The organism is Streptomyces sp. NBC_01508, assembly GCF_045040315.1.
In the GTDB taxonomy this organism is placed as follows: Bacteria; Actinomycetota; Actinomycetes; order Streptomycetales; family Streptomycetaceae; genus Streptomyces.
The window spans coordinates 57,916-70,577 of the sequence record NZ_CP109420.1; the positions used below are offsets into that span (position 1 = coordinate 57,916).

The 12,662-nt window shown below is 69.7% G+C and carries 8 protein-coding genes and 1 pseudogene; 4 read left to right on the plus strand and 5 right to left on the minus strand.

Annotation, left to right across the window (positions count from 1 at the left end; translation table 11 throughout):
- Positions 1-164 precede the first annotated feature (164 nt).
- Positions 165-2,135, plus strand: a complete 1,971-nt coding sequence (mobF, locus tag OG700_RS37240) for a MobF family relaxase (RefSeq protein ID WP_331762479.1) — start codon at positions 165-167, stop codon at positions 2,133-2,135.
- A gap of 285 nt (positions 2,136-2,420) precedes the next feature.
- Here the strand turns inward: mobF and OG700_RS37245 are convergent, their stop codons facing one another.
- On the minus strand, positions 2,421-2,864 hold the full coding sequence (locus OG700_RS37245) for a hypothetical protein (protein WP_331762481.1): 444 nt from the start codon (positions 2,862-2,864) through the stop codon (positions 2,421-2,423).
- 676 nt (positions 2,865-3,540) lie between these two features.
- On the opposite strand from OG700_RS37245, the pseudogene OG700_RS37250 reads away from it, so the two are divergent.
- Positions 3,541-4,194: pseudogene (locus tag OG700_RS37250) on the plus strand (hypothetical protein); the annotation flags it as partial.
- Positions 4,195-4,564: 370 nt separating this feature from the next.
- On the opposite strand, the gene OG700_RS37255 reads toward OG700_RS37250, so the two are convergent.
- Positions 4,565-4,990, minus strand: a complete 426-nt coding sequence (locus OG700_RS37255) for a replication-relaxation family protein (protein WP_331762495.1) — start codon at positions 4,988-4,990, stop codon at positions 4,565-4,567.
- A 955-nt stretch (positions 4,991-5,945) separates the two neighbouring features.
- On the opposite strand from OG700_RS37255, the gene OG700_RS37260 reads away from it, so the two are divergent.
- Entirely contained in the window at positions 5,946-6,866 is a 921-nt protein-coding gene (locus tag OG700_RS37260) for a hypothetical protein (protein WP_405622378.1), read from the plus strand.
- 429 nt (positions 6,867-7,295) lie between these two features.
- Entirely contained in the window at positions 7,296-8,288 is a 993-nt protein-coding gene (locus OG700_RS37265; protein WP_331762485.1) for a hypothetical protein, read from the plus strand.
- A gap of 61 nt (positions 8,289-8,349) precedes the next feature.
- On the opposite strand, the gene OG700_RS37270 is transcribed toward OG700_RS37265, so the two are convergent.
- Genes OG700_RS37270 through OG700_RS37280 form a run of 3 tightly spaced genes read right to left on the minus strand, consistent with a single transcriptional unit; the run spans position 8,350 to position 11,980 of the window.
- A complete protein-coding gene (locus OG700_RS37270; protein WP_331762487.1) occupies positions 8,350-9,165 on the minus strand; it encodes a hypothetical protein in 816 nt (271 codons plus the stop codon).
- Positions 9,162-9,458 (minus strand): hypothetical protein, encoded by a 297-nt coding sequence (locus OG700_RS37275; protein ID WP_331762489.1) that lies wholly within the window; start codon positions 9,456-9,458, stop codon positions 9,162-9,164. Before OG700_RS37275 ends, OG700_RS37270 begins: the two co-directional genes overlap by 4 nt.
- Positions 9,458-11,980 carry a Helicase associated domain protein gene (locus OG700_RS37280; RefSeq protein WP_331762491.1) on the minus strand — a complete coding sequence of 841 codons (2,523 nt, stop codon included), beginning with the start codon at positions 11,978-11,980 and terminating at the stop codon, positions 9,458-9,460. The genes OG700_RS37275 and OG700_RS37280 overlap by 1 nt, the downstream gene beginning before the upstream one ends.
- Positions 11,981-12,662 lie beyond the last annotated feature (682 nt).

Genomic DNA, 12,662 nt, shown 5'->3' on the forward strand with positions numbered 1-12,662 from the left:
CGTGATGTGAGGGCTGCCGGAGAGCGATGACATTCGCTTCCGGCCCGGGGCCGCTTCCCGCCTGACGGGCACCTGAGAAGAAAGTTCGGCCGCTGCTCCCGCCTGGCGGGACGCACCGCCGATCGGCCTTTTCTTGCAGGTCAGAGCCGTGTGACGTGGTCTCCATGACAGTGGATATCAAGGTCATCCGAGCCGGTCAGATGTACCGCTACTACCTGCGCCAGACCGTCGTCGGCGACGGCCGCCGCCCGGCCCGCACGCCGCTGCGCGCCGCCCAGGAGCAAGCCGGTGTCCCGGCGGGGCGATGGATGGGCCGGGGACTTGCCGCGCTCGGACTCGCGCCGGGTGAGGAAGTCACCGAGGCGCAGCTGCGGAACCTGTTCGGGGAGTGGGGCCGGCACCCGGACGCGGGCCGGATCGAGGCCGGCCTGCTCGCCGCGGGCGAGTCCCCGAAGCAGGCGTATCGGGCCGGTGCCCTCGGGCGTCAGGTGGCGGTCACCGGTGTCGACTTCGTCTTCCGGCCGCAGCCGACGATCTACCTGTTGTGGGCGCTGGGGGATGAGGAGACCCGGCGGGTGATCGAGGCCGCGCACGAGCGGGCGATCGTACGGGTGCTGGAGTGGATCGAGGACGAGGTGGCGGTGGTCCGTTACGGCAAGGACGGCATCCACCGGGTGCGGCCGCCCGGCGGTCTGGTCGCCGCCCGCTTCCGCCACTACGAGGCGCGCTCCGGGATGCCGCTGCTCCATGACCATCTGCTGCTGTCGGTGAAGGGGCAGCGCCTGGACGGGAAGTGGGGGTCGATCCACTCCCTGGCCCTGTACGAGAACACCGTGGCCGCCTCCGCGCTCTACAACGAGCTCGTGGCCGCTGAGGTCTGCGAGGAGCTGGGGCTGGCGACCGAGCCGCGCACCGTCACCCCCGGGCGCCGGCCGGTGATGGAGATTGCCGGGGTGCCGCACGAGCTGATCCGCTGGACCTCCCGGCGCAGCGACCAGATCGCCGCCTGCAGGGAGGACCTGGAGCACGAGTACGTCTCCGCCGTCAAAGACGACGGCACCCTGAAGTTCCTGCCCGTGGTCTCCGAGCGGGCCCGCGCCAAGCTGAACCAGATCGCCGCCCGCAAGACCCGGCCGCCCAAGCAGAAGACCCGGCCGCTCGCGCAGCTGCGCGCCTGGTGGAAGGCGAGCGCGATCCTCACCTCCGGTGTCGCCGCCGACGTCATCAACTCCCTCCTCGAGTACGCCCGCGCCGCGGCTGCCGCGATCCGGGCCCGGGTCGCCGCCGTGGTCGACGTCGCCCTGGCGGCCGTCGACGTCGCCGCGACGGTGTTCGTGATGAACGAAGGCGGCCGATTCCACCGCAGGCACCTGCTCGCCGAAGCCCGCCGCCACCTCGCCCTCGTCCAGCGCGGCCGCCGCCGCGACCCGGGCCTGGACGAGAAGATCGTGGCCGCCGCCATCTCCACCCACTGCCTGGACATCAGCGAGCCGAAGACCACGATCGGCCGACTGTCGGAGTACCGCCTCTACACCGCCCGGTGGGCCCTGTCCGACCTCCCCGCCCGGCGCCGCCCACCCACCCCCGCACCCGACCCGGACCGGCAGCCCCCGGCCGACCCCGGCGAGCCGGCCGCGCCCCGGCCCCCGGGCCAGGACGCGGGGGAGTGGGAGATCCCCCGGATCCCGCTGCAGTACGACCGCGCGGTCCTCGCCGGTGCGGTGGTGCGGGAGAAGCTGCGCACCACCACCGCCACCGCCGTGCGGGGCCGGGCGTACGACGTCGCCCGGCACCAGCAGGCGGCGATGCCCGAGCAGCTGCTCGCGCCTCCGGCTGCCGGTCCCGAGGACGACGACCAGGAGCCGGAGGTCGGGGCCGGGGAGGCGATTGACTTCAAGGAGCTGCGGGCCCTGAAGGCATCGCGTACGGACGTGGAGGCCCTGGACTTCACCGCGGAGCAGCTGCGCCGCGCGATGGAGGTCTTCACGAAGGCCGGCGACGAAGCCGCCGCCAGGGCGAAGAAGTACCCCGGCCCACAGGGCGCTCCCGCACCGCACCCGGTGCGCGAGGACGATCAGCGGGCGCACCGCCCTCAGCAGCCGGACCGACACCGCGGGCCAGAAGCCGGCCGTTGAGTGCACCCGGCGCGGTCCACTCGATGCTCGCCGACGATGTCGTGCACTCTCCGGGTGGATGCACGGCATCGCCCCTGAGTGCACAGCATCGTGGTGACGATGCCGTGCATCCACCCCCGCGCACCCTGCCGCGTTTCCCCTTGACACAGGCCCGTGTCAAGGGGAAACGCACCGCACCGGGCACACCCGGAACACCGCATCGAGTGGGCTCCACTCGGTGGAGCCCACCGCGTGGAGGTGCTGGCCGCACCGGGTGGGCATCGACTCGGTGCGGCCAGGGCGCGGCTACTGGTGGGCGCCAGCCACGCAGTGCACTGTGCGGGCGTGCTCCCGGTGCTCGTCCCGCATCGTCTCCAGAGTGGTGGCGGTGTCCTCGTCATCGGGGTCCGGGATGACGTCCACCGTGAACCGGATGATGGTGCGGGCGATGCCCAGCGCGCCGGTGGTGGGGGAGTCCCGCGCCCAGTCCCGCAGCGCGGACAGCAGGATGCACCCGACCTCGTCCAGGGCGAAGGAGTCCGAGTACAGGTCGTCATCTTCCGAGACGGCGGTGGCGGGGAAGACGATGTCCTCGGCCAGCCGCAGCAGCAGGAAGGCCAGCTCCGGGTCGGCGTCCGCGCGGCCGGCGACATGGCTCCCACCGCCCAGCTGCAACTCGATGACGTAGTCGAAGGCGCGCTCCACCTGCTCCTCGGTGAGCGGCGTACGGGGCGGGATCAGGTACGGCATGAGGTCTCCTCAACTGCGGTCGCCGCGTGGATCACGACGACTCCCCAGCAGGATTCAGCCGCGCCCTTGTGGACAGAGACCAGAGATTCCTCCCCCACTCCAGAGAACGGGATGAATCGGTCCGCCAGGGTCAAACCCGGCACCCTTGTCCAGCTTTCGACTCGGACGCAGGCCCTGGCGACCGACCCCTTGTCCAGGTCGGCCGCACTGCCGTGAGCGCCACGTTTTCCCTTGACCACCCCGGCTACCGGCCGCCATCAGACGGCGGACAAGGGGTCCGCCTGCACGCTGCTCCTCCGACCGGACACCCCGGCCGGGGCAGCGAAGGAGACCAGGCGATGACGACCACCCACCCCAGGGCCGGGGGCAGGCAGGCCACCAGCCGATCAAGCCCAGAAGGCCGGCCCGTGGCGGGCAAGCCGCGGCAGGTTCCTGCGGGCCCCACTTCGGAGGGCCCTTGGGATCCCCCTTTGGTGCCCGACCTCTGGAGGCGAGAGAAAACCCCTGGTCAGCCCGTGAATCGGCGCGAATTCTGCGCCGTCACAACCCTCTTCTCTCCTCTGATGTCTGTAGGGGAGGAGATCATCGGGTGTCGGGGGGCCCGCACGCCCTCCCAGACCGGGCGCGGTCGGCGGTCAGCCGGCGGCCGACCGCGAGCAACGAAGGAGCAGAGCTGATGGCGGGGAAGCGGAAGAACAACCCGGCGGGGTCGACGAACAACTACCGCGGCGACGTGCTGCGCGTGCTCGGAGCGCTGAAGGTGGCCACGGCCGATCAGATCCAGCGGATCGGCGCACCGCACCTGACCCACCGGCACGCCGACAAGGAGACGCCGTCGCAGCAGAAGCAGGCCCGCACCGCCTCGCACACCGGCGCGCTCTCCGACATGCGCAAGCACGGCCTCGCCGAGAATGGCGGCTCCACCGAGACGGGGGGAGAGGCTGCGGAATCTGACCATCAAGGGCCTGGAGGCCGCCTCCTACGAACTGCGGCGCCCGGTGACGGAGAGATGGGCTCCACCGCACGCGGCGCGGGCTCCAGCGGGGCCTCCCACCCCATGGCCGTCAACGAGACCGTCATCGCGCTGCTGCGCCCGAAGCCGGACATGGCCAAGCTCGCCGGGGACCCGCCCGACGTCCAGGCGGCCGCCCAGGCCGTCGTCGACGCGCCGGACGGTGTCGGCACGATTGCCTCGTACCTCACCGAGGTCCCGCTGCCCGCCACAGGCACGTGGAACGCGCCTGGCAAGGGCGGCGCCCAGGCCGACATCGTCCTCACCGCACCGCAGGACAAGGTGCCCTTGCTGTTCATTGAGGTCGACAACTGCCACGAAACTGCGGAAGAGCTGGCCGACAAACTGGAGAAGTACGCCCGGTTCCTCCGGCGGAAGATGAAGGACACCGACGGCAAGGAACGCCCAATGTGGCGCACGCGCTGGACGGCCCCCAGGGGACGGCCCGGCGACGTGTCGCACCCGCCAGTGCTGCTGGTGTTCAACCGCATCGGCGACCGCAACCCCAACCGCACGATCCCGCGCTTGCAAGAACTCACCCGCCACCTCTGGCAGGGGGAGCGGCAGAAGGGCGGCCACCACGTCTACGACGGGAAGATCCGGTGTTCGCCCGCTTCGGCCGCGACCACCCGCAGTCGCTCCTGGAAGCGATCAGCAACCCCCGCCACGAAGCGGCCGAAGCCCGCGATCAAGAGGAGTTCAGAGCCCGCCAGGCGGAGTACAAGGCACAGCTACGGCGGGCAGCCGAGGAGCAGGCGGCGACGAAGGCGGCCGAGCGCGAGGCCCGACGCGGTGCTCTCCGCCCTCTCAGCTCCGGCCACTCCATGGCGACCCGCACCCCGTACCCGGTGGGGAACCAGGCACGCAGCCGCCCGGCCTGAGGCAGCGTCACCCGGTCCACGAGGCCTTCGGCGCGAAGCTTCGCCAGCCGGCGGCGGGTCTGCTCGATCCGCACTCGGGGTGCCAGCACCCGGTGCAGCTGCTGGGTGGTGCCCATCCGGTACTGCGTGAGCACCGCCAAGGCCAGCCGGTCCCCACCACCCGCATCGACATTCGTGTTCGTCATGCTCCCGGTCCTCCCGTATGGGCGGCGCCTCTCCGGCCGACGCCGCATCTGCGAGTCCCAGGGCAGCAGCCACCCCCGACCACAGCTCTGACCACCAGAGCCGGATCTGGTCACGATGCGACAACACCACTGGTGGTCGCCCCGACCACCAGTCCGACAACCCCGCCGACAGCCGCACCCCCCTTTTCCGTACCGGTCGGCGTCGGAGCAGGTCACCGCCTGTTTCCGCCCGTGGTCGGGGGCCTGACATCCCCTCTGCTGCCCCTGCTCCCGTGCCCGACGAAGAAAAGAGAAAAGGGCGGGCGTGGTCGTGCGGGGTGCGCGGCGGGGATCGGGGCGGGATTTCGGCTGGCGCGCCGGCTGGGCATCCGCGCCGCCGGCCGCCGGGCGGCGGCGGAAGACGGCGGGCGGCCTGGCGGTCGGACCATCGCGGAGCGGAAGTCCGGCCGATGGTCGCGGAGTTCGCGCGGGATTGTGTCCGTACGATCAGCGGTTATGACCGCCCCGCGCGACGGAGGATGCACGGCGGCTGGAGGAGGAGGCCGAACGGAAGGCGCGCCGGGTCCCGTTCCTCTTCCGCTGACCGGAGCCCTACGCCTGACGGGCCGTACGGAAGACTCCGTACGGCCCGTCAATGAGGGCCGTGGTGGTCCGGTGCCCTACCCGGCGGGCCGGGCCGACGTTTCAGGTTGGACGAAGAAGATGCACTGGAACGTCTCGTGGTCCCACTCGTTCTCAGTCGTGCCGGTCGAGGCGTAGAGCGAGCCGACGTGGTCGACGACACCCGCGAACGACGAGGAACTGGTTGGTCCGCTCGCCCGCGAGCGGACCGGTGGAGTGCACGAGCCCACCGCCGTCGTTGACCAGAGGTGCGGCCTGAAGCGGTCTCAATGGGGATACTCCCGTTCAGGTACGAAGATGGTAGATCACACCTAATTCAGCCAACTGGATGTCTATTGTCGGAACTTGCTTCTATGGTTTCTTCAACGAGAAGGAGCCGTACATGGCAGTTGAGTACAGCAAGCTTTACGCCCCTCTCCTGGAATGGGTGTACGAGCAAGCAGAGGGCCATCCCCAAGCCGACGTGGACCTTGGCCCGTTCGCTGTGGAGCACGGCCTTGAAGAACGGGAGGGCTTTGACCTCCTGACGTACGGGAAGAGCAAGGGCGGACTGGATGACCGTTTCGCAACCCTGGGGACCCCTGCGGCCAATCTGACGCCCTACGGGCTGGACCTGGTCGAGGAGAGCCTGAAGCGCAGGGCGTCACCAGTGGCGCGCAGCAAGGCTGCCCGCCAGTCGCTTCTGCGGTGGCTGTGGGCACAAAAGGATCAAAGCGTTCATTTTCCGATCATCGACGGCTTCGTCGGAACCCTCGAAGCGACGTTCGAAGGGGACGAGTTGACCCTGGAGGAAGTCGATCGGGCAGCTGGTTATCTATCAGACAAGGGCCTGATCAAGGGAACCAAAGTTATGGGCAGAATGGGGCCTGTCCGAGCTGAGATCACTGCGGAAGGGCAGGACTGCGTGGAGAACTACGACGGAGATCCCAGTGCTCAGGACCGGCGCGGGCTGGTCGGCGCCACCTACAACACATATCTGCCGAACGCCCAAGGCGTGATCGTTGGCGAGCAGCAGAACTTCACCCAAAACAACAGCAGTGGTGTCGACCCAAGTGCCTTCATCCAATTGGCTGGGTATGTGGGGCAGATCAGCGCCACCCTGGGCATGGATGGCCCTCAGCGCGTAGAACTTGAACGTGTTGCTCAAGAACTGCACGATGAGGCGTCGTCGGAAACACCCGAGCAGGGCCGGCTTCGTCATCTGGCAGGACAGGTTAAGGAGCGATTGACGGCTGCGGGCGCGACGATGGCTGCGACTGTCGGTGTCCAGATGGCGGAGCAGGCCATCGGCTCGCTGATGTAGCCATGGGAGAGTGAGGCTCCCAGACCAAATGCTCTGGGAGCCTCACCTCACAGCGACCACGACCTGGTCGTGTTCCTCGAGGGCACCGGCGTCGCCGACCCCGATGCCATCCTGGATGACCCGCAGTGGGTGGAGTGGCGCGGCGGCCCCGCCCACCAGTTCAGCGCCGCCTGATCTCCGAGCGGCGGAAGCGGCCAGGGGCCAGCCGGAGCCGGGCGCTCTCCATGCGCTCACGGACACTTGGTGGAGCGGGCAAGCCCATGGGGTCAATCGGGTGGATGGTTCAGCGGGGCCGCGCCATGCTGTTCCCCAGCCGATACTTGGCGGCTGGCTGCGAGTGGGGGAGCAACAGTGGGAAGTGGCGAGCCGGGAACCGTCGAGGCGAGGCACCAGGGTTGCCTTGAGGCGTTTGTGCTACGTGCGCGCCGAGTGGAAGAGCACTCGCTCGCGGCGGACTGGGATGCGCTCGTCGCCCTGACCACGATGCAAATATGCGTGGTCCAGCTCGACAATGGTGAGACGCGGATCAGACAGGAATTTCCGGACGAAGAAGTAGTCGAGTCCGCCGCCGCACGGCTCAGGCCGATTCTGCTGAACGGTGACGCGTGCTTCTACCAGAAGGCGCTAGGGGCACTGGGCTACTTCTGTCGAGCATTGCCGCTCGATACGGAGTGGGTGAAGGCCACACGTGCCGAATGGCGGTTGCGAGTGGATCCATCCACGCCGGAGGAAGCTGGGTACTGGGTCATGATCAGTGACACGGTCACCGGTGAGGACCAGGGTCTCGATCGTCATAAATTGGCCATGGCCTGGATCTATGGGGACGTGGTGCATCACGACATGGAACGTAGGCAGGAAGGCGACGCCTTCGGACTGTTCGAGCGGTTCCGCGGCGCAGTGCCACTCGTCGCTTGGGCCATGGTCGGAACGATCGAGCTCCTGAACTACATCCGTGCCCTGCACGAAGACGGGGTCCTGCAGCTGCGGAAGGAGGTTCTTGACGAGCGGGTCGCGCTGAAGTCGACCACGTGGGAACACAGTGGCCAGGTGTTCTTCGCTCCTGTCGGGACGGAAGCCCCGACGAATGCGAGCACTCCGCTGCCCAAGGACTGGGCTCGACTGGGTAAGACAGCCGACCTCTCGCGCTTCCGCACCGGGTTTGGGGGACAGCTACTGCGTGCCGCTCGTTCACCACACATGCCTGAACTGCCGTCGCCTGAAGAAGTCGAAGCCGCCCGCACGCCCGCTGGCGCCTGGACGCGCGCCCAGCTCGCCGAATGGGGTGTGCCGTGGCCCCCACCCAAGGGCTGGAAGGACGAGCTGGCCGAACGCTGGCAGGCCGCCCGCCCGGCCGGACCGCCGGCGCCCCCGCCCACTCCGGCCCCGGCCGACTTCGCCCAGGACACGCTCGACTTCGGCTGACCGATGACAGCGGGGCCGGACAGGATTACCCGGCCCGGCCCCGCTGCTCGTTCCCGGGTGTTCACCGGCTGAGGCGGATGCGCGGCCCCCATGCGAACTCGAGGTCGTCTAGGAAGACGGACTCCAGCTCCTTCTCCCACTGGCCGCGCAGACCGAACGGGTTGGTCTCCATCCGCTCCAGGATGACCAGGGTCTCGGGCTGACCGACCAGTGCGTACCGGCCGTGCGAGGCGGGCCTGCTGCCCGGCCCGTACGCGCGCAGCAGCTCCTCCAAGCGGGCGCGGCGCTGCTCCACGAACACCTCCAGGCGCTCGATGTACCCCTCGCGTTCCTCGGCGCGCACCGTGCTCAGCGCGACGTCCAGGAACGCACCGTCCGGCCAGTGACGCGTCCCCGGCGCGGCCAGCGCCCACGGGAACCGCTCCGCGGCCGCCAGGACGTCCTTCGCATCCAGCGCCGGATTCGGGGCCGGTTCCTCCACCGGCTCCGGCTCCGGCTCCGGGGCAGGGGCAGCCGGTTGCCGGAGGTGGGTGAGCAGCATGGCGCAGGAGGCGGCGCGCCCGCGTTCGGCGCTGGCGGTGCGGTCGGCGATGCGCAGCAGGTAGCTGGCGACGTCGCGGACACCGGCGTGCCAGCCGTCTTCGAAACGCTGCTCGGACTTGTGCGGGGCGCTGCTCTCGGAGATCCAGGTGTGGGAGCCGGCCACCGCCCCGACCTCCAGCTTCGAGACGATGTCGTCGGCCTGCTCATGTCCGATCCCGGCGGCGGCCAGGGCCTGGAAGACGGTGAACCGGGCGCTCGTGGCCTCGTGCTGGTGGTGGCTGATGGCGGCCAGCTCCTGGCCGTACGCGTCGGCGTCGTGCTGCTCGGTGCTCACGTGGTGCCTCCCTTGTCTGCCTGGGTGCGGTGGGCGACCCAGTCCGGATCGCGTACGGGCGCCGGCGCCTGCGTGTCAACGGCCGGGGCGCGCATGATGCGCCAGCTGGTGCGCGGCGCGGTGACGACGTGGACCAGGACGACGACGGCCTGGCGGCCGAAACCGCCCCGGGCCCACGGCCCGGTGAAGCGGACCTGATCGGCTGCCCGGTCGCCCGTACGCCGCCAGGGGCGCAGCCGTCCGAGCAGGTAGCCGACTGCGAGCGCGGCGGCCGCGGTGACGACGACGTCCATCACGACCACCGCATCCCGACCTTGGACAGCTGCTCCATCCGTTCCGGGGACAGCGCTGTGGCCCTGCTCCGCTGGTTGTTGACCCATGCCCCCAGACGGAACTGGAGTTCCCAGCCGTCCTCGGACAGCACGGTCTCCACGTGCTTGCGCGGGACCGTCAGGTGCCCCTCGCGCTCGAAGAACTGCCGGGCCGCGGCCAGGTTCGCGGTCCACTTGTCGGCCTGCGTACGGGGCCGTTGCGGCTTCTCCTCCTCGGTCGCGGGTGTGATCCCGAGGACCTGCTCGCACATCCACTGCTGCACGGTCGTGAGCTGGTCCCACCCGTACCGCACCGATGTCACCCATCGCCCGAGGTCCTCGCCCTGGCGCAGGACTTCGCCCGCCTCGGTGGGCAGCGCCTCACCGGCGTCCAGGTGCATCCGCACGAGGTGGAAGGAGCGCTGCCAGGTGACCGGCCAGCTCGGGCACCATGACGCGTCGATGTCCTCCAGCTGCTCGCGCCGCGCATCCGACAGCGCCCCGGCCGACGACTCCACCGGCAGCCCCTCCGCACGCCGCTGCCCGTTCTCGGCAGCCTTCCGGGCGGCTGCTCGCGCGTTCTTCAACCAGATGCCCACCGCCGCGCCCTGGTAGGTGGCGTCCAGCGGGGCCAGGAGGTGGCCGTGTTCGGCGGCCCACCCGCGTGCGGCGGTCAGGCCCTCCTCCCACGCGACGTCGAAGTGCGACCAGATCATGCCGAGCTTCTCCAGCTGCGCGATGCGGTCCTCGTCCATCTCGCCGCGGGCGTAGAACCGGCGCGCGTCAGCGGTCCACTGCCCGAGTGGGAAGTTGGCGAGCGAGGCCGGCCACCCCGCGTCTTCCGCCGCCTGGTCGTTGACGGCGGGCACGCGGAACGTGAACGGGACGCGCAGGTCGCCGTGCTCGCGGGCGTAGAGGACGGCCGCTTCCACGCCACGCCGCCAGTGCTCGTGCTCCGGGTTGAGGACCCGCAGGTTGATGAACGCGGCGAGCGCGGCCGGGTCGCGGGGCGTGGAGAACTTCAGCAGGGCCTTGGCGGGGGCACTGACGCCCCCGGAGCCCTCGCCGCTCCCGCCCGTGCTCTGCGCGCTGTCGTCCTTGCTGACGGGCTTGTAGCGGCTCGGTGCCTGCTGCTCCGCAAGGGGCTCCACGATCCTCGCGTCGTGTGCCCGCAGCGCCTCCAGCAGCTTGGCCAGCCCGCCGAACGCCCGGGAGGTGAGCATGTTGTCCGCAGTCTCGCCCGGCCCGAGCAGCACCGGCACGACCAGGCTGGCAATCTTCCCCTCGCCCGGCTGCATCCGCAGCGCCCGGCCCACGGCCTGGACGAGGTCGGACATGGAGCCGCGCACATCCGCCCAGTACACGGAGTCGCAGTTTTTCGTGTCGACGCCCTCGCCCAACACCTTCACCGAGCACAGGAAGCACTTCTCCACCACGGTGCCGTCCATGGCGATCCCCGCGGCGAACTCCCCAAGGAGCCGACGGCGGTGGAGGACCTTGTGGTCGCCGTAGAGCCAGTCCGCCCAGATCGTGGCCGGGTAGAGCTCCGGGTCGATCGCGTGCAGCTGCGCGGCGACGCCGGGGAGACCGGCCGCGAACGCTTCGGCCTCCTTAACGACGTGGTGGAAGACGAGAGTGCGCCGGAAGTTCTCCTCAGCGGACGCCTTCACCAGGGCGGTCTGCAGAGCAGCGAGCCGCGCCCCGCGGACCTCTGCCGAGCGGCCCTCCGCGCCCAGGAGCTGCGCGGCCTGGAGCGCGGTGTCGGTGATGTCGACGCATACGACCTGGTAGGGGGCACAGATGCCCCGGTCGATGGCCTCCGAGAGCGTCAAGGTGAAACAGCGGCTGCCGAAGGGGCCTTCCGGGTCATCTTCCATGCTCGCCACTAGCTCGCCGGGTGCGCCGGCCTCGTCCTCATCCCCGAGCTGCCACAGCCGGGGCGTGGCCGTCATGTAGAGGCGACGCAGGGAAGGAATCTTCTGGTTGTCGTGGACGACCACCCACGGCTTCCCCATCCGGCCCGAAACCCGGTGAGCCTCGTCCACGACGATCAGGTCCCAAGCCGCCAAACCCACCGCGTGCGCCCGCTCCAGCTTGCCCAGCCCGAGGCTGGCGTACGTGGCGTACACGGTGACCTTCTCCAGGCCCTGGGTCCACTCCACCAGCTCGTCCACGTCCGTGGTGTTGGGAAAGCGCGCATCCTCGCCCTCCAGCGAGGACACCCCGATCATCGGCCCCCGGCGGCCTCCCTCGCGCCACGCGGCCTCGGTCTGCGTCAGCAGGTCTTTCGAGGGCACGAGCACCAGCACACGGCCAGCATGGAGCTCCTCCGCGCTACGGACCGCCACCCGGGTCTTCCCGGACCCGGTCGCCATGATCACCTGCGTTCGAAGCCCTCGCTCGGGCACAAGTGATCTTGCAGGCAATTCGAGGGCACGGAGGACCGCGTCAATGGCTTCTCGCTGGGCGGCCTCGCGCTGATCAACGCGGTTAGTGGTCGACATATCCGTCTGCCTTCTCCTGGATGCCGTCCGGTCGACTGGAGCGGCGGGAAACGGGAAACCTGCACGTAGACGAGCCATAAGAGCTACGGTTGAACTGACGCGATCGGCTTGCTGATCTGCCTCACCGAGCACTGACAAGGCCGTGTGGTAGATCTCGACAACCTCCCCAAGTGGCCCGGGGCGGTGTGCTCTGAGTCCATAGTCTATCTCTACACTAAAAATGAAGCACACCGAATGTTGAGATTCCCTCTAACGTGGCTGAAAGCCGATAGACTGTTCTTATCGCAGGCCATAGGGGCACCTTGACGGCCTCTCAACCCACACCCCCGGCCCAAGAGGGCGGCCCCCCGCACTCCGTCACTCTCCCGACTGCCCGTCACCCCCCCTTCCCTTGCTGCTGCTTGTGGTGTGAGCCCCGTGGGTGGGCCGCGCGGAGCGTGGCACACCTTGCCCGCGCGGGGAGTTGGGGGCGCGCCCTGAGTGGCTGGAGCGCAGCGGAGGCCACGGGTCGGCCGGAGGTCGGCCCCGGGTCGCGGAGCGGCCCGCCTGCCCTGCGGTTGGCGGTGGGCGCGGAGCGCATGCCGCCTGGTGGTGAGCGGAGCGAGCCGCCTCCGCTCACGCGGAGCGGAGCGGCCGGGGAGCGAAGCGGACCGGCTCGCTGTGACGCGCGCAGCGCGGAGGG

Coding starts and splice junctions, on each gene's coding strand:
- mobF (WP_331762479.1), top strand. CDS start 165: ATGACAGTGGATATCAAGGTCATCCGAGCCGGTCAGATGTACCGCTAC.
- OG700_RS37245 (WP_331762481.1), bottom strand. CDS start 2,864: ATGCCGTACCTGATCCCGCCCCGTACGCCGCTCACCGAGGAGCAGGTG.
- OG700_RS37255 (WP_331762495.1), bottom strand. CDS start 4,990: ATGCGGCGTCGGCCGGAGAGGCGCCGCCCATACGGGAGGACCGGGAGC.
- OG700_RS37260 (WP_405622378.1), top strand. CDS start 5,946: ATGGCAGTTGAGTACAGCAAGCTTTACGCCCCTCTCCTGGAATGGGTG.
- OG700_RS37275 (WP_331762489.1), bottom strand. CDS start 9,458: ATGGACGTCGTCGTCACCGCGGCCGCCGCGCTCGCAGTCGGCTACCTG.
- OG700_RS37280 (WP_331762491.1), bottom strand. CDS start 11,980: ATGTCGACCACTAACCGCGTTGATCAGCGCGAGGCCGCCCAGCGAGAA.